Annotated in this window: 14 protein-coding genes; 9 read left to right on the top strand and 5 right to left on the bottom strand. The window is 75.5% G+C overall.

What is annotated here, in order from left to right; genetic code table 11:
- Nucleotides 1-123 precede the first annotated feature (123 nt).
- Nucleotides 124-546, top strand: coding sequence for a hypothetical protein (locus tag PGB27_RS25310; protein ID WP_274203209.1), 423 nt, complete (start codon nt 124-126; stop codon nt 544-546).
- Here PGB27_RS25310 and PGB27_RS25305 read toward each other — a convergent pair.
- Nucleotides 531-821 (bottom strand): DUF1540 domain-containing protein, encoded by a 291-nt coding sequence (locus PGB27_RS25305; protein ID WP_274203208.1) that lies wholly within the window; start codon nt 819-821, stop codon nt 531-533. The two genes, PGB27_RS25310 and PGB27_RS25305, sit on opposite strands and share 16 nt — an antisense overlap.
- Nucleotides 822-1,096: 275 nt before the next feature.
- On the opposite strand from PGB27_RS25305, the gene PGB27_RS25300 reads away from it, so the two are divergent.
- The 7 genes from PGB27_RS25300 (at nt 1,097) to PGB27_RS25270 (ending at nt 8,436) form a co-directional block, all read left to right on the top strand.
- Entirely contained in the window at nt 1,097-3,496 is a 2,400-nt protein-coding gene (locus tag PGB27_RS25300) for a xanthine dehydrogenase family protein molybdopterin-binding subunit (protein ID WP_274203207.1), read from the top strand.
- Between the two features lie 103 nt (nt 3,497-3,599).
- Nucleotides 3,600-4,010: an excalibur calcium-binding domain-containing protein gene (locus PGB27_RS25295; protein WP_274203206.1), complete on the top strand. Its 411-nt coding sequence runs from the start codon at nt 3,600-3,602 to the stop codon at nt 4,008-4,010.
- Nucleotides 4,011-4,213: 203 nt separating this feature from the next.
- Nucleotides 4,214-4,837 carry a class F sortase gene (locus PGB27_RS25290; protein ID WP_274203205.1) on the top strand — a complete coding sequence of 208 codons (624 nt, stop codon included), beginning with the start codon at nt 4,214-4,216 and terminating at the stop codon, nt 4,835-4,837.
- 41 nt (nt 4,838-4,878) lie between these two features.
- A complete protein-coding gene (locus PGB27_RS25285; protein ID WP_274203204.1) occupies nt 4,879-5,784 on the top strand; it encodes a 5-oxoprolinase subunit B family protein in 906 nt (301 codons plus the stop codon).
- Nucleotides 5,785-5,818: 34 nt separating this feature from the next.
- Nucleotides 5,819-6,787 carry a 5-oxoprolinase subunit C family protein gene (locus PGB27_RS25280; protein ID WP_274203203.1) on the top strand — a complete coding sequence of 323 codons (969 nt, stop codon included), beginning with the start codon at nt 5,819-5,821 and terminating at the stop codon, nt 6,785-6,787.
- A gap of 9 nt (nt 6,788-6,796) precedes the next feature.
- Nucleotides 6,797-7,039 carry an acetyl-CoA carboxylase gene (locus PGB27_RS25275; RefSeq protein ID WP_274203202.1) on the top strand — a complete coding sequence of 81 codons (243 nt, stop codon included), beginning with the start codon at nt 6,797-6,799 and terminating at the stop codon, nt 7,037-7,039.
- Nucleotides 7,036-8,436 carry an acetyl-CoA carboxylase biotin carboxylase subunit gene (locus tag PGB27_RS25270; protein WP_274203201.1) on the top strand — a complete coding sequence of 467 codons (1,401 nt, stop codon included), beginning with the start codon at nt 7,036-7,038 and terminating at the stop codon, nt 8,434-8,436. Before PGB27_RS25275 ends, PGB27_RS25270 begins: the two co-directional genes overlap by 4 nt.
- Here the strand turns inward: PGB27_RS25270 and PGB27_RS25265 are convergent.
- Nucleotides 8,396-9,253 carry a methyltransferase domain-containing protein gene (locus tag PGB27_RS25265; RefSeq protein WP_274203200.1) on the bottom strand — a complete coding sequence of 286 codons (858 nt, stop codon included), beginning with the start codon at nt 9,251-9,253 and terminating at the stop codon, nt 8,396-8,398. The genes PGB27_RS25270 and PGB27_RS25265 overlap by 41 nt on opposite strands.
- Nucleotides 9,254-9,303: 50 nt before the next feature.
- On the opposite strand from PGB27_RS25265, the gene PGB27_RS25260 reads away from it, so the two are divergent.
- Nucleotides 9,304-10,095: an alpha/beta fold hydrolase gene (locus tag PGB27_RS25260; protein WP_274203199.1), complete on the top strand. Its 792-nt coding sequence runs from the start codon at nt 9,304-9,306 to the stop codon at nt 10,093-10,095.
- A gap of 569 nt (nt 10,096-10,664) precedes the next feature.
- Here PGB27_RS25260 and PGB27_RS25255 read toward each other — a convergent pair.
- Genes PGB27_RS25255 through PGB27_RS25245 form a run of 3 tightly spaced genes read right to left on the bottom strand, consistent with a single transcriptional unit; the run spans nt 10,665 to nt 16,026 of the window.
- Nucleotides 10,665-11,429 (bottom strand): LamB/YcsF family protein, encoded by a 765-nt coding sequence (locus tag PGB27_RS25255; RefSeq protein WP_274203198.1) that lies wholly within the window; start codon nt 11,427-11,429, stop codon nt 10,665-10,667.
- Nucleotides 11,430-11,440: 11 nt separating this feature from the next.
- A complete protein-coding gene (locus tag PGB27_RS25250) occupies nt 11,441-12,724 on the bottom strand; it encodes an aminotransferase family protein (RefSeq protein WP_274203197.1) in 1,284 nt (427 codons plus the stop codon).
- Nucleotides 12,721-16,026 (bottom strand): BTAD domain-containing putative transcriptional regulator, encoded by a 3,306-nt coding sequence (locus PGB27_RS25245; protein ID WP_274203196.1) that lies wholly within the window; start codon nt 16,024-16,026, stop codon nt 12,721-12,723. Before PGB27_RS25245 ends, PGB27_RS25250 begins: the two co-directional genes overlap by 4 nt.
- Nucleotides 16,027-16,073 lie beyond the last annotated feature (47 nt).

Raw genomic sequence — 16,073 nt, 5'->3', positions numbered from 1 at the left:
CGCGCAGACCTCGGGCCCGCTCTCGACGTCGACGGGTAGGCGAGGTTAGCCTGCCCTCACTGAGGCGGCACGACGCTGAGCGGGAGCTGCCGCGCCGGAGGCGGACGACGGAGGAGGCGGGCGATGACGCTGCGACTGCCCACGGCCGAGGTGACCGTGCTGCTCGGCGAGCCGATCGTGCGTCGGCGACTGATGGCGATGTGCGACGACGCGTCGGCCGGGGTCCGGCGGATCACCGCCGACCCGTCGTCGGGCGTGCTGGAGCGACGCCGCCGCCTCGAGGAGGCGGGCGGCGCCGCGGTCCTGCTGGTGGACCGGGTCACCGACGGGCTGGACGCCACCGGGCGCCGCGTGGTGCTGGGCGCGCTGGCGGGGCTGGCCGCGCGGGGTGCCGCGGTCCTGGTCGACGACGACGACAGCGTGGCCGCCCTCGCCGTCGCCGACGCGACGCTGCGCGCCGACCCCGCGCGCGGGCTCGTCGTGGAGCCGACGGTCGGGACCGCGGGGTCGGTCGCGCCGCTCGAGGAGCTCTACCGGGCCTCGTAGGTCAGGCAGTCGGCGACGTCCTTGCCGGCACCGATCTCGACCGAGGGAGCGGTGCACTCGAGCTTGTCGTTGTACTTGCACTCCGCACGGTGGCACGCGCCGACCACGCCGTTGCGGTCGACGCCGCCGCGGAACGAGATCTCCACGAAGGTGCCGCAGGCGGCGTTGTCGCCGGCGATGGTGATGGCGCCGGCGTGGCAGGTCGAGCTCTCGTTGTAGGCACACGAGGTCGCGGAACAACCCTGCACGGTGGGCAGGCTCTGGGCTGCGGTCATGGCGACGATGGTGGCGGGCCGGCGAACCCGCTCGCCAGGCAGCGAAGGCTGCCCTGAGCAGGCCGGACGGGTGTCCCGGTGTCGGCCGACCTGCGGGAACGACGGCGACACCCGCGACAAACCGACGGAAGTGTGACGACGGTCACGTTGCGCCCCACCCGTCCGGGCCTGGCGAACGAAGGTTGGGCTCGCCTCAGCCGGAGGCCCTTCCCAATCAGGATCATCCGGGCCACGGTGACCCGTACCACCACCGCCGGCCACGGGAGTGCCTTCGGATGACCGACACCGTCCCCCAGCCCACCGCGACCACCCCCCACGTCGGACAGAGCCTGCCGCGCCGGGAGGACGCGGCGCTGATCACGGGCCGGGGTACCTGGACCGACGACATCGCCCCGCTCGGCACCGTCCACCTCGCGCTCGTGCGCAGCCCCGTCGCCCATGCGCGGATCGGCAGCATCGACACGACCGCCGCCCGCGAGGCCACCGGCGTCGTCACGGTCCTCACGGGCGCCGACCTGTTCGACGAGTTCGTCGCCGGCATCCCCTGCGGCTGGCCGGTCACCGAGGACATCCTCGTGCCCGACCACCGCCCGCTGGCCCGCGACGAGGTCAACCACGTCGGCGACGCGGTCGCGGTCGTGGTGGCGACCGGCGCGGCTGCGGCCCGGGACGCCGCCGAGCTCGTGGTCGTCGACTACGAGGAGCTCCCCGCGGTGGTCGACGTCGAGGCGGCGCTCGCCCCGGACGCCCCGCTGGTCCACGAGGAGTTCGGCACCAACCACTGCTACACCTGGCCGCTCGCGGTCGGCGACGTCGACGCCGCGCTGGCGCAGGCCGACGTCGTCGTCGAGGGCCGCTACATCCAGCAGCGCGTCATGGCCTCGCCGATGGAGCCGCGCGCGGTGGTGGTCACCCCGGACGCCGTCGGCGGCGGGTTCACCATCCACACGTCCACCCAGGTGCCGCACTTCGTGCGCGACATCCTCGCCGCGATCTGCGGCATCTCCGACACCAAGCTGCGCGTCGTCGCCCCCGACGTCGGCGGCGGCTTCGGGGCCAAGCTCAACGTCTACGCCGAGGAGGCGCTCGCGCTGGTCCTGGCACGCCGGCTGCGCCGGCCCGTCAAGTGGACCGAGACGCGCTCCGAGCACCACATCGCGACCACCCACGGCCGCGGGCAGGTCCAGTACATGACCGTCGGCGCGACGCGCGACGGGAAGATCCTCGGCATGAAGGTCCGCCTCGTCGCGGACATGGGCGCCTACCTGCAGCTGCTCACGCCCGGCATCGCGGTGTTCGGGGCGTTCACCTACTGCGGGCTCTACGACTTCGGCGCCTACGACTTCTCGTGCCAGGGCGTGTTCACCAACCTCACCCCGACCGACGCCTACCGCGGCGCCGGGCGCTCCGAGGCGGCCTACGCCCACGAGCGGGTCCTCGACGACCTCGCCCGCGCCCTCGAGATGGACCCGGCCGAGCTGCGGCTGCGCAACCTGCACCCGCCGTTCTCGGAGCCCCGCACCGTGCCGTCCGGCGTGCAGTACGACTCCGGGGACTACGAGCCCTGCATGCGCCGCGCGCTCGAGCTCGTCGACTACGAGGGCCTGCGCGCCGAGCAGCGCCGCCGGCGTGAGGCCGGCGAGACGGTCGAGATCGGCGTCGGCATCGGCAACTTCACCGAGTCCGGCGGGCTCTCGCCGTCGAAGGTGGCCGCCGGGGTGCGGCTGCAGAGCGGCGGCTGGGAGGCCGCGACGGTCCGGATGACGACGGCCGGCCGTGCCGAGGTCGTCACCGGCACCAGCCCGCACGGCCAGGGCCACGAGACGGCGTGGGCGCAGATCGTCGCCGATTCCCTCGGCATCGATCCCGCCGACGTCGAGGTGTTCCACTCCGACACCATGATCGCGCCGTTCGGGCGGGACACCTACGGCTCGCGCAGCCTCGCGGTGGGCGGCTCGGCGGTGTACGGGGCGGCGGAGAAGGTCGTCGACAAGGCCCGGAAGATCGCCGCGCACCTGCTCGAGGCGTCCGAGGACGATCTGCAGTTCTCCGGCGGCGTCTTCTCGGTGGCCGGCACGTCCGGCCCGTCGATCACCATCCAGGAGGTGGCGGGCGCGGCGTCGCTGGCCGCGGACCTGCCCGAGGGCATGGAGCCCAACCTCACGGCCGACCACCACTTCGACCCGCCCAACTTCACCTGGCCGTTCGGCACCCACATCGCCGTCGTCGAGGTGGACACCGAGACCGGGGACACGCGGGTCCGGCGCTTCGTCGCGGTCGACGACTGCGGGCGCATCGTCAACCCGCAGATCGTCGACGGCCAGCTGCACGGCGGCATCGCCCAGGGCATCGCGCAGGCGCTCTACGAGCAGGCCACGTTCGACGAGGCGGGCCAGCCGACCGCGGCGACGCTCGCCGACTACGCGGTGCCGGCGGCCAGCGACCTGCCCGGCTTCGACCTCGACCAGCGGGTCACGCTCTCGCCGACCAACCCCCTCGGCGCGAAGGGGATCGGCGAGTCCGGGGCGATCGGGTCGTCGCCGGCGGTGGTGAACGCGGCGATCGACGCCCTCGCCGCCCGCGGCGTGACGCACCTCGACATGCCGCTCACGCCGCAGCGGGTCTGGCGCGCGCTCAGCGAAGGGCCCGTCCGTGGAGCGAGCATCGTCAGCTGAGCGCAAGGTGATGCGGGTAACAAGTTGCTCACCGTGAGCGACGACCCGGACGAGGGACGTGATCACGTCCCGTTCCACGATCCGGGAGGACACTCCGTTGTCGATGATCCGCCGTGCCACTGCGGTCGCCGTGCTCGCCGTCGGCGCCATGGCTCCGCTGTCGGGGTCCGCGTTCGCCGCTGACCGCGACTGCTCCGACTTCGACACCCAGCAGGAGGCCCAGGCCGTCTACGACCAGGACACCAGCGACCCGCACCGCCTCGACGACGACGGCGACGGCCAGGCCTGCGAGAGCCTGCCGCGGGGGTCGGGCGCCGAGAACGGCGACGAGGAGGACGCGGAGTCGTCGGGTCAGGTCTCGCACGTGCCGCAGGGTGGGGCGGACACCGGCGGCGGTTCCGCGGCGGCCGGGGCCGGGGACACCGCGCTCTACGCCGGCGGCGGTGCGGTGCTGGCCGCCCTCGGCCTGGCCGGCTGGTCGAGCGCCCGCAGCCGCGTGTCGCACCGCGTCTGATCACCGTGTCGCCGCTGCCGCCCGCCCCGCCCGCGTGCCCCGAGCGCGTCGGGCGGCCGGCGGGCGGCCGGCACCGGGCCTCCGGACGGGCCGAGCCCGTCCGGGGCCCGGGCCCGACGGTCGGGCGCCGCCCCGCGGCGCCTCCCGGGCACGTGGCGCCGACGGCGGCGGACGCACCGCGCGGTCGCGGCGGGCCACGACCGATGGGCGTCGCGGCCTTCTGGCTGGGCGCCCTCGGGCTCACCGCCGTGGCGCACGGCCTGGACACCCCCGTCGCACCCGCGCCCCCGAGCATCGCCGTCGGCGCGACGACCGCGGCCACCCCGGAGGCCGCCGGCGTGCGCCCCCTGCCCGCCTCACCGCCGGTGCGGCTCGACGTCGCCGCGGCGGGCGTGCACACCGACCTCGTCACCCTGGGCCTGCGGCCCGACGGGACCGTCGAGGTGCCGCCGCACGCCGCGCGGGCGGAGTCGCGGGCGGGCTGGTACCGGTACTCGCCGACACCGGGCGAGCGCGGCCCGTCGGTGCTGCTCGGGCACGTCGACTCCGCGCAGGACGGCCCGGCGGTGTTCTTCGAGCTCGGTGCGGTACGCCCCGGGCACACGGCCGAGGTCACCCGCGCCGACGGGAGCCGTGCCCTGTTCCGGGTGACGCGGGTGGCGACCCACCGCAAGGACCGGTTCCCCACCGAGGAGGTCTACGGCGACCGCCCGGGGGGCGAGCTGCGGCTCATCACCTGCGGCGGCGCCTTCGACCGGGCCGCCGGCAGCTACACCGAGAACGTGGTCGTGGACGCCGTCCTGATCGGGGTCACGCCCGATGCGTGAGGGCTCTGGACCCGCCGACGCGGACGGGCCAAGGTGATCGCATGACCGCCACCGAGGCCGAGACGGAGACGCGGTACGACCACGGAGGCGACGAGTTCGTCTACGTCGAGCTCTCGGCGGCGATGAGCCTGCCGGTGCACTTCACGTCGCTGGCGATCACCCGGCGCCTGGGGGAGGAGGCGATCCCCGGCGTCGAGGAGATCTGCCCGTCGAACGCGTCGTACATGGTCCGCGTCGATCCCGATCGGTTGCACCCGCGCGACCTGGTCCGCGAGCTGCAGCGGATCGAGGGCGAGGTCGGGTCGCTGTCCGACGACCTCACCGTCGCGACGCGCATCGTCGACGTCCCGATCATGCTGAACGACCCGTGGACCCACGAGGTCCTCATGAAGTTCCGCGACCGCCACCAGGACCCGACGGGCACCGACCTGGACTACGGCGCCCGCATCAACGGCTACGAGACGACCGACGCGTTCATCGACGCGCTCGCCGCGTCGCCGTACCTGGTGACGATGATGGGCTTCGTCCCCGGGCTGCCGTGGTGCTTCCAGCTCGTCCCGCGCGAGCGGCAGGTGGAGGTGCCCAAGTACGTGCGTCCGCGCACCGAGACCCCGGAGCGCGCGTTCGGGTTCGGCGGGGCGTTCGCGGTGATCTACCCGGTGAAGGGCGCGGGCGGCTACCAGCTCTTCGGCTCGGCGCCCGCACCGATCTTCGACGGCGAGCAGCGGCTGCCCGACTTCGCCGAGAACGACTCGGTGGTGTTCTTCCAGCACGGTGACGTGATCAACTATCGGCGCGTCGACCGCGAGGAGTACGACGACGTCCGCGCCCAGGTCGACGCCGGGACGTGGCGCTACTCGTACAAGGAGCTGGAGTTCTCACCGAGCCGGTTCCTCGCCGACCCGGACGGCACCAACGCCGCGATGAAGGAGGTGCTGTACGGGTGACGATCCGGGAGACGCAGCGGAGCGGAGCTCGACCATGATCAGGGTGCAGGACCCGGGGCTCGAGACGACGGTGCAGGACACCGGGCGGCTGGGCTACTACAGCATCGGCTTCCCGCCCTCGGGCGCGCTCGACTCGTTCGCCTACCACGTCGGCAACGCGCTGGTCGGCAACGAGCCCGGCGCCGCGGCGCTGGAGGCGGTCTACCTCGGGCCGACGCTGGAGTTCACCGTCGACACCGTCATCGCCGTGACCGGGGCGGACATCCCCGCGTTCGTCGACGGCGAGGAGATCCCGACGTGGGAGTCGGTGGCCGTGTCGTCGGGGTCGGTGCTGTCGTTCGGGCAGCTGCGCGCCGGCGCCCGGCCGTACGTCGCGGTCGCCGGCGGCATCGACGTGCCGCTGTACTACGGCAGCCGCTCGACCTACACGCTCGTCGGGATCGGCGGGTTCCAGGGGCGCGCGCTGCGGGCCGGGGACGAGCTGGCCCTCGGCGCCGACGCGCGCGACCCGAAGGCCGGGCGGCGTCTCGACGGCGCCGACGTCCCGGTGCACCCGTCGACCGCCGAGGTGCACCTGCTGGTGGGGCTGCACAGCTACCGGCTCACCGAGGACAGCCTCGCCCGGTTCACCGACACCGAGTGGAAGGTGACCCCGGACGCCAACCGCGTGGGCTACCGCTTCCGCGGCGCCGAGCTGGAGTTCGTGCCGCGCGAGCAGCCGTTCGGGGCGGGCAGCGACCCCGCGAACGTCACCGACTGCGGCTACCCGGTCGGGTCCGTGCAGGTCCCGGGCGGCGTCGAGCCGATCGTGCTGCTCCAGGACGCCGTGACCGGCGGGGGCTACGCGACGCTCGGCACCGTCGTGTCGGTCGACCGCGACCGGCTCGCGCAGACGAAGACCGGCGACAGGACCCGCTTCGTGCCGGTCGACCTCGACGGGGCGCTGGAGGTCCGCAGGGACCGCCTCGGCGCGCTCGACCGCATCCGTTCCGCGCTCACCTAGGGAGTCCGAGTGGGAAGCCACACGATCACGTCCCGGACGCCGGGCGTCTTCTACCACCGGCCGTCGCCCGACGCCGACCCCTACGTGACTGAGGGTGCGTCGGTGTCCGAGGGCGACACGGTCGGGCTGGTGGAGGTCATGAAGACGTTCCACGAGGTCAAGGCGGACGCCGCGGGCACGGTCTCGCGGTTCCTCGTCGAGAACGAGGACGAGGTGACGATCGGCCAGGAACTGGTCGAGCTGGAGACGTGACGGCCGCGGCACGCAGCGGAGCGGAGCTGCCGCATCGAGGACTGCAGAGCGTCCTCGTCGCCAACCGCGGGGAGATCGCCCTGCGCGTCGTGCGGGCGTGCCGGGAGCTCGGCATCCGCGCGGTCGCGGTCTACTCCGACGCCGACGCGTCGGCCGCGCACGTGCGGATGGCCGACGACGCGGTGCACCTCGGAAAGTCGGCGGCGTCGAAGAGCTACCTCAACGAGGACGCGGTGCTGGAGGCCGCGCGCTCCGCCGGGGTCGACGCGATCCATCCCGGCTACGGCTTCCTCTCCGAACGTCCCGGGTTCGCCGCGGCGGTCGAGGAGGCCGGCCTGGTGTTCGTGGGCCCGCCGTCGTCGGTGATCGCGACGATGGGGGACAAGGCCGCCGCGCGCGCCGTGGCCCGGTCGGCGGGCGTGCCGGTGGTGCCGGGCAGCGACGAGGTGTCGTCGGTGGACGAGGCGGTGGCCGCGGCCGAGCAGGTCGGCTACCCGGTGCTGGTCAAGGCCTCGGCGGGCGGGGGCGGGCGGGGCATCCGGCCGGCGGGGTCGGCGGACGAGCTGCGCACCGTCGTCGCCGAGGCCCAGCGGGAGGCGGCGTCGGCGTTCGGGTCGGACAAGGTCTACCTGGAGCGCGCGCTGCAGGGCCCGAAGCACGTCGAGGTGCAGGTCCTCGCCGACACCCACGGCAGTGTCGTGCACTGCTACGAGCGGGAGTGCTCGCTGCAGCGGCGGCGGCAGAAGATCCTGGAGGAGGCGCCGGCGCCGGGGCTGTCCGCGTCGTTGCGCGAGGGGCTGTGCTCGGCCGCCGTCGACCTGTCCCGCGAGGTGGGCTACGTCGGCGCGGGGACGGTGGAGTTCCTCGTCGAGGGCTCCGGAGACGCGGCCGAGTTCTTCTTCATCGAGATGAACACCCGCATCCAGGTCGAGCACCCGATCACCGAGTGGGTCACCGGGCTTGATCTCGTCGCCGAGCAGCTGCGCATCGCCTCCGGCGACCCGCTGTCGGTGGCCCAGGACGACATCGCCTGCCGGGGCGCGTCGATCGAGTTCCGGGTCAACGCCGAGGACCCCGACCAGGACTTCCTGCCCTCGCCGGGCACCGTCGACGCCCTCGAGCTGCCGGGCGGGCCGGGCGTGCGCGTCGACACCGCGCTGATGGCCGGCGATGCCGTCCCGCCGTTCTACGACTCGCTCGTCGCCAAGCTCTCGGTCTGGGCGCCGACCCGCGAGCAGGCCCTGGCCCGCGGCCGGCGGGCGCTCGCGGAGTACCGCGTCGACGGCCTGCCGACGACGATCGGCCTGCACCGCCGCCTGCTCGACGAGCCGGCCGTCGTCGACGGCGGCTACGACATCACGACGCTGGAGACGTGGCTGGCGGGACGCTCGCCGTGAACAGGTAGTAGCCGACCGCGCCGAACAGCCGCCCCTCGCGGTGCAGCGTCGCGATGGTCGAGGTCCAGCGGCGGCCGTCCTCGGCGTCGATCGCGCCCGCGGTGGCCGCCGCCGCACCGATGCCGGCGAAGTACTGCGCGGCGAGGTCCGGCGAGAAGACCACCATCCGGCTGTCCACCCGGACGTCGGTGAGCCCCAGCGCGCCGAGGTCGCCGCGCAGGTCGCGCACCAGGCGCGGGTTGACGACGGCGGTGTCGGCCTCGTGTGCGAGCACGGTGCGCACGAGGTGCGCGTCGTCGACGTTGACGGTGTTGGTTTCGAAGTCGGGCTCGATGATCGCGATCCGCCCGCCGGGGCGGGTCACGCGGGCGAGCTCGGCGAGGGCGCGGCCCGGGTCGTCGAGGTAGATCAGCACGCGCTCGGCGCGGGTGAGGTCGAAGGCGTCGTCGGGGAACGGGAGCTGCTGCGCGTCGCCGGGCACGAGGTCGACGTCGAGCCCGGCCGCGGCGGCGCGGCGGCGGGCCTCGGCGACGAAGTCGGCGGACAGGTCGATGCCGGTCACCGCCCCGCCGGGCGCGACGAGCCGCGCGAGCCGGAGGGTCTCGAGGCCGAAGCCGCACCCGACGTCGAGGACGCGGCGGCCGGGGCCGGTGCCGGTGCGCTCGATCGCGAGCGCCTTGAGCTCGCGCAGGAGCGGCAGCCGGTCGAACGCCTCGAGGGCCGCGACGTAGGTCGACTCCGCGGAGTGGTCGATGTCGGTGAAGTCGTGCAGGGAGATCGCCGGTGCGGCGGGCTCGGGCGCATCCTTCGTGGGCACGGCTCCTCCGGGCGTTCCTCGGTGACGTGGGTCACGCTAGCGTCGCCGGGGTGGGTACGGGGGTGGACGTCCTCGAGGCGGGCGCGGGGCCGCCGGTGGTCCTGCTGCACAGCTCGGTCAGCGGCAACCGGCAGTGGACGGCGCTCGTCAACGACCTGCGCGACCGCCACCGGGTGCTCGCGCCGAACCTCCTCGGCTACGGCGCCACGCCGCCCTTCGCCGAGCCGCGTCCGCAGCGCCTGGCCGACCAGGCCGCCCTCGTCCACGCGGTGCTCGACGGGGTCGACGAGCCGGTCGCGCTCGTCGGGCACTCCTTCGGCGGCGCGGTCGCGATGCGGGCCGCCGTCGAGCTCGGTGACCGCGTCCGTGCCCTCGTCCTGCTCGAGCCCAACCCGGTCGCGCTGCTGGACCGGGTCGGCCGCCGCGACGCCTTCGCCGAGGCGTGCGCCCTGCGCGACCACGTCCAGCGCCACGGCACGGCCGGGACCTGGGCCGACGCCGCCCCGCGCTTCGCCGACTACTGGCTCGGCGACGGCTCCTGGGACGCGATGCCGGACTCCCGGCGCGCCGCGTTCGTCGCCGCCCTGCCGCCGAACCGCCACGAGTGGGACGCGGTCACCGACCCGGAGATGACCGTCGACGACGTCGCCCCGCAGGGCGTGCCGACCCTCGTCGTCCACGACCCCGCCACGCGCCGCCCGATCCGCGAGGTGGTCGAGGTGCTGGCCGCGGTGCGGCCCGACTGGCGGTTCGCGACGCTGCCGGAGGGCGGGCACATGGCCCCGCTCGTGCGCCCGGACCTCGTCACCCCGGTGGTGACGTCGTTCCTGGCGGCGTCGTGAGCGGGCTCGGGGTCGGCCTGACGCCGATGGAGACCCGCCGCGAGGTCGTCCTGCACGTGGCGCGGCGGGCCGAGGAGCTGGGCTACGACCGGTTCTCGGTCGCCGAGGCGTGGGGGTGGGACGCCGGGGTGCTGCTCGCCGAGGGCCTCCACGACGTCCCGTTCGACCGGCCGGTGGAGCACCTCGCGGCCGTCACCGTCCAGGTCCGCCGGCTGTTGCGGGGCGAGCGCCTCGAGCCGACGACGGGTGCGAGGGGCCTGCGGCTGGGCGTCCCGCCGTGCCCGCACGTGGCCCTCCACCTCGCCGCCCTCGGCCCCCGCTCGGTCCGCCGGGCCGGTGCGCTGGCGGACGGCTGGGACCCGTTCTTCGTGCCGGTGTCCGGTCTCGGGCGTCTCTGCGAAGGGCTGCGGGAGGGCACGGCGGACGCCGCTCACGATCCACGGCGACGCCGCGCGGGGCCGTGCCGCGCTCGAGCGCTGGCGGGACGCCGGCGCGGAGGAGCCCGCGATCGTGCTGCCGCCGGGACGTCCCGTCGAGGAGCTCGACCACGTCCTCGAGGCGCTGGCGCCTCAGCCGCGCAGCAGCTGAACCGCCGGCACGCGCTCGACCCCGAGGTCGTCGAGGCGCCGCACCAGCGTGTCGGCGATCTCGACGGCGTTGGGGCGGTCCCCGTGCAGGCAGATGGTGTCGACCTCGACGTCGAGTCGCTTGCCCGTCGTCGACGTCACGTGCCCCTCGAGGAGGTCGACGGCCTGCTGCGCGACGGCGTCGGGGTCCTTCGCCTTGGGCTCGGGCTCGACGATGATGTGCCCCTCGTCGGTGTAGTCGAGGTCGGCGAAGCCCTCGCGGGCGACGGTCGCGCCCAGCGAGCGGGCGAGCTCCGCGGTCGGCCCGGCCAGCCAGAAGATCATGAGGTCGGGGTCGAGGCGCAGCACGGCCTCGGTGATCGCCGACGTGATGTCCGGGTCGGTCAGCGCCATGCCGTAGAGCGCGCCGTGCGGCTTGACGTGCACGACCTCGGCGCCCTCCGCGCGGGCCGTCGCCTGCAGCGCGCCCGTCTGGTAGACGACGAGCTGCGCGGCCTCGTCGGGGCGCAGCGCCATCCGCCGGCGGCCGAAGCCGACGAGGTCGGGCAGGCCCGGGTGGGAGCCGATGGCGGTGCCGGTGGCGACGGCGGTGCGCACCGAGTCGCGCATGGTGACCGGGTCGCTCGCGTGGAAGCCGCAGGCGACGTTCACCGAGGTCACGTGGACCATCAGCTCGCTGTCGTGCCCGAGCTTCCAGCGCCCGAGGCTCTCGCCGGCGTCGGCGTTGAGATCGACGCGTGTCTGCATGTCGTGGCTCCTCAGGCTCCGGGGGCGGACGGCACGGGGGTCTCGACGGGCAGGTCCTCCAGCCCGGACCGGATCGCGCGGGCGAGCAGGTCGATCTCCTCCTGCCCGACGACCAGCGGCGGCGACACCGCGACACCCTTGCCGAGCCCGCGCACCAGCACGCCCGCCTTGCGCACCGCGCGCAGCAGAACGTTCGGCGCGTCCGGCACGCCGTCGAGGACGTCCTGCTCGAGCTCCACCGCCGCGAGGAAGCCGAACCCGGCGCGCACCTCGTGGACGTAGGGGTGCGAGGTCAGCGGGGCGAGGGCCTCGAAGAGCGGGTTCTCCAGCTCCTGGCCACGGGGGATGAGCCCCTCGCGCTCGTAGATGTCGAGGGTCGCGAGGCCGACCGCGCAGGCCGTGGGGTGCCCGGAGTAGGTCGGGCCGTGGCGCAGGGTGCGCTCGCCCGGCGTCGTCCACCACGGGGCCGCGACGTCGCCCGCCGCGATCACGCCGCCGAGCGGCAGGTAGCCGCTGGTGACGCCCTTGGCGAAGGTGATCATGTCGGGGCGGACGCCGAAGCGCTCGATGCCGAACCAGGTGCCGAGGCGGCCGAACCCGGCGATCACCGCGTCGATGATGAGCAGGACGCCGTGGCGCCGGCAGAGCTCCGCGACGCCCTCGATGTAGCCCTCGACGGGCAGGTGCACCCCGCCCGCGCCCGTCACCGGCTCGATGACGAAGGCGGCGATGCGCTCCGGCCCGACCTCGGCGAAGACCTTCTCGACGCCGTCGAGGTCGTGCAGCGGCGCGACCGTGTTCTCGCCGGCGAGCACGCCCCAGCCCTCGCGGTTCGGCGGGATGCCGGTGATCGAGGTCCCGTAGCCGTGGGTGCCGTGGTAGCCGGTCTCGCGGGACACGACGTGCACGCGCTGGTGCTCGCCCCGCGCCTGCCAGTAGCCGCGGGCGAGCTTGACGGCGGTGTCGATCGCGTCCGCGCCGCCCGATCCGAAGAAGACCTTGGCGTCGTCGACGGGCGCGAGGCCGGCGAGACGGTCGGCGAGCTCGAGCGCCGGGCGGTTGGCGATGTCGGCGAAGCACGAGTAGGCCTCGAGCTTGCCCATCTGGGCCATCGCCACCTCGGCGAGCTCCTGCCGACCGTGGCCGATGTTGGCGTACCAGAGGCTCGCGCAGCCGTCGAGGTAGCGCTGCCCGGCCTCGTCGAAGACCCAGGGCCCCTCGCCCCGGTCGACGACGAACTCGTGGCCGTCCACGGCCGCCATGTCGGAGAACGGATGCCACAGGCGGGTGCTCATGGCCCGGATTCTCCGCGTTCGGCGCGTTCGGCGGCACCCCCGGCGGCGAGCTGCGCCGGCCGATCGCCACGCGTGGTGGGTCGGTGGGGCACCGAGCGTGAGCCAGGCGCCGGGTGGCTCCCGCCACCCAGCCCCAGCGGCAGCGACGCCGACGGGTCCGACAGCGACGCGAGGCACTGCCGCGCGGCCGCCGCCCAGGGGGCCCAGCCGGCGCGGTCGGCGAGGGCGACGGCGGCGGTCCAGTCCCGCGCGGCGGTGTCGGGGTCGTCGAGGGTCCGGGCCGCGAGTCCCGTCCAGAGCGTCACCGGGCCGAGGACCGCGCCGCCGAAGCCGACGAGGACGGCGGCGTCCGGGTCCGCGGGCAGCACGTCGCGGACGTGGGACGCGGTGGCGCGGTCCCCGAGGCGGAACGCCGCCGCTGACGCGAGCGCCGCCGCCGCGCGCGCGAACCACATCGCCGGGTTGACCGCCCGCCGCGCGTACTCCGCCAGGTGCTCGCGCGCCCGCCCGTCGTCCCCGGCGCACGACGCGGCGTACGCCGCCGCCGCGGACCACGCCGCGGTGTTGAGCGCCTGGGTCGCGGCGTGCGCGGCGAGGGGAGCGAGGTCGGCGACGGTGCCGAGCAGCAGGTGCTCGACGAGCAGGTGGGCGCCGGCGGCGTAGGGCGCCGCCGGGAGCCCCAGCGCCTGCCCCCGCTGCGCCGCGCGGGCGGCGGCGGCGTCGGCGCCGGGGTCGCCCTCGGCCAGCAGCATCGCGGCCTCGGTGGTCTGGGCGGCCCAGATCGACCGCGGGCGGAACCACCGCTCGGCGGCGGTCTCGAGCTCGACGCGCAGCTTGTGGGCCTTCTCGGAGTGGCCGACGGTGAGCTCGGCGGTCATCAGCAGCTCGGTGCTGTCGAGGTGGAGGGACGGGTCGTCGGTCGCGAGCGCGAGCCGGTGGGCGTCCGCCGCGACGGCCAGCCGGTCGAGCGCGGAGCCCGACGCGTCGGCGAGGTGGCGGGCCTCGAGCGCCCGGACACGGGCCTGCACCTCGGGCTCGTCGCGCGCCAGCGTGTCGGCCAGCGCCCTCGCCTCGGCCACGAGGGTCGGGGCGTCGTCCTGGGCGGTCGCCGAGGCCTCGCGGACGGTGGCGACGAGCAGGTCGAGCCGGAGCCGCGGTGCCAGCGGCCGGTCGAGGAGACGGTGCAGCCGGGCGTGGCGACGCGGGTCGCCCCGGACCGAGAGCCCGAGCGGCTCGTCGCCGATCGCGACGAGCGCCGCGAGCTCGTCGTCCCCGGCGGTCAGGGCCGCGTCGAGGGCGTCGTCGAGGGCGTCGTCGAGGTCCTCGGCCGGTGCGGTGCCGACGTCCTCGTGGGTCCCCCGCACCGCGGACCGGCAGAGCGCACGGTGACCGAGCAGCCGTGCGCGGGCGCCGGCCGCGGCGGCCGGGAGCGCCTCCTCGAACAGGGCCAGCGCCTCGGGGAGCGCCCGCCGACGGTAGGACGCGACGCCCGCGTCGACCTGTGCCGCGGCGCGCCGGGTCGGCGCCAGCAGCGACGCCGCGCCCTCGGTGTGGCGCAGCACGGTGAACGCGTCCGCGTCGTCGTCGAGCGCCTCGAGCCGGGCGAGGTGCAGGTGGGCGGCACGGACCGGGGGCACGCCCGCGCGCAGGCCGTCGGCGTCGAGGTCGTGGCGCAGCACGTAGCGATCACCCTCGCCGGCGACGAGTCCGGCGCGGGCGGCGACCTCGAGGTCGTCGGCGACGTCGAGCGGGCGCCGTCCCAGCACGTCGGCCAGGTCGGCGAGGTCGATCGGGTGCAGCACCGCGAGGGCCTCGAGCGCCCGGCGCGTCGCGTCCGGGAGCTGCGCGGCCTGGTGGCCGACGACGGCGCGCACCTGGTCGGGCACCGCGGTGACGGCGTCCCGGGCCTCCTCGAGGGTGGTGCAGCGCCCGAGCAGGTCGAGCAGCGCGCTGACGTGGAGGGCGAGGCCGCCCGAGCGGTGGGCGACCGCGGCCGCGAGGTCGTCGTCCGGGCGGAGGTGGGCGAGGCGGCGCCGGACGAGGACGGCGACCGCCGCCGGTGCCAGCGGCCCGACCTCGACGGTGTCGACGGCGTCGTGCCCGCGCAGCTCGGCGAGGGCGCGCTCCCAGCGCGGGTGCGGGACCGCGTCGGGGCTCCGGGCCGCGACGACCACGACGACCCCGGCGGGCAGGCCGCGGCGTGTGAGGGCCCGCAGCACGTCGAGCGAGGCGGAGTCGGCGCGGTGCGCGTCGTCGAGGGCCACGAGCACGGGCGCGTCCCGCGCGCGGCGCCCGAGCCGGGCGTGGAGCCAGGGCCCGAGGTCGCGGTCCGGAGCGGGCCCCCGGATCTCCAGGTCGTCGGTCACCTCGTGCCAGGGCGCGGCGGGCGTGTCGTGCTCCCCCCACGCCGACGCCGCGGTCGACGCACCCCGCGTCCGCGCGGTGTGGGCCACGGCCCGCAGCACGGCGGTCTTCCCGGCGCCCGCGCGCCCGTGCAGGACGATCAGCCGGCCGTCGCCGTGCAGGGCGTCGAGGACGGCGTCGGTGAGGGCATGACGCCCGACGAGCCCGGGCGGCGGGGCCCGCTCGGGGCGCGGCGGGGCGAGCGAGCCGTAGAGCGACCGGAGCTCCGGACCCGGCTCGACGTCGAGCTCGTCGCGGAGCCGCCGACGGACGTCGAGGTAGGTCTCGACGGCGTCGCGGTGCCGGCCGGCGTCGCGCAGGGCCCGGACGAGCAGCGTCGCGAGCTCCTCGTCCAGGCGGTCCTCCCCGGTCAGGAGGTCGACGGCGTCGCCGTGGCGACCGGCGTCGAGGAGCAGCCCGGCGTGGCGCACGACGAGGGCACGCCGACGGTGGTGCGCGTTGCGCCGGGCCTCGGCGAGCCGGTCGGTGTCGAGCCCGAGGAACGGCGTCCCGTGCCAGGCCGACCGGGCCTCCTCGTGCGCGGCGAGGTCCCCGCCGTGCAGGGCGACGTCGGCGCGCTGGTCGAAGCGCAGGAGGTCGACGGCGTCCCGGGGGAGGTGCAGCGTGTACAGGCCGTTGCTCGCCGTGATCCACGGCGCGGGACGCTCGCCGAGCCACGCGCGCAGCCGGGTGAGCGCGACCTGGAGGGCGCCCCGGGGGTTCTGCGGCAGGTCCTCGCCCCACGCCTCGTCGATGAGCGCGTCGCCGTCGACGGCCACGCCGGCGTGCAGGGCGAGCAGCGCGAGGAGGGCGGTGTGGGTGCGGCTGCGGCGCGGCTCCGGGATCCCGTCGCGCACGACGGCCACCTCACCGAACAGCCGGATCCCGACCGACGCCATCCATCCCCCCGGACGTCACGTCACGTGATCACTTCGCGGAAGGGTAC

The sequence above is a fragment of the Actinomycetospora lemnae genome (assembly GCF_028737315.1).
GTDB lineage: Bacteria > Actinomycetota > Actinomycetes > Mycobacteriales > Pseudonocardiaceae > Actinomycetospora > Actinomycetospora lemnae.
The sequence above is the reverse complement of the archived record's forward strand: the minus strand, read 5'-3'. Positions and strand labels throughout refer to the sequence as shown.

Coding starts and splice junctions, on each gene's coding strand:
- PGB27_RS25310 (WP_274203209.1), top strand. CDS start 124: ATGACGCTGCGACTGCCCACGGCCGAGGTGACCGTGCTGCTCGGCGAG.
- PGB27_RS25305 (WP_274203208.1), bottom strand. CDS start 821: ATGACCGCAGCCCAGAGCCTGCCCACCGTGCAGGGTTGTTCCGCGACC.
- PGB27_RS25300 (WP_274203207.1), top strand. CDS start 1,097: ATGACCGACACCGTCCCCCAGCCCACCGCGACCACCCCCCACGTCGGA.
- PGB27_RS25295 (WP_274203206.1), top strand. CDS start 3,600: ATGATCCGCCGTGCCACTGCGGTCGCCGTGCTCGCCGTCGGCGCCATG.
- PGB27_RS25290 (WP_274203205.1), top strand. CDS start 4,214: ATGGGCGTCGCGGCCTTCTGGCTGGGCGCCCTCGGGCTCACCGCCGTG.
- PGB27_RS25285 (WP_274203204.1), top strand. CDS start 4,879: ATGACCGCCACCGAGGCCGAGACGGAGACGCGGTACGACCACGGAGGC.
- PGB27_RS25280 (WP_274203203.1), top strand. CDS start 5,819: ATGATCAGGGTGCAGGACCCGGGGCTCGAGACGACGGTGCAGGACACC.
- PGB27_RS25255 (WP_274203198.1), bottom strand. CDS start 11,429: ATGCAGACACGCGTCGATCTCAACGCCGACGCCGGCGAGAGCCTCGGG.
- PGB27_RS25250 (WP_274203197.1), bottom strand. CDS start 12,724: ATGAGCACCCGCCTGTGGCATCCGTTCTCCGACATGGCGGCCGTGGAC.
- PGB27_RS25245 (WP_274203196.1), bottom strand. CDS start 16,026: ATGGCGTCGGTCGGGATCCGGCTGTTCGGTGAGGTGGCCGTCGTGCGC.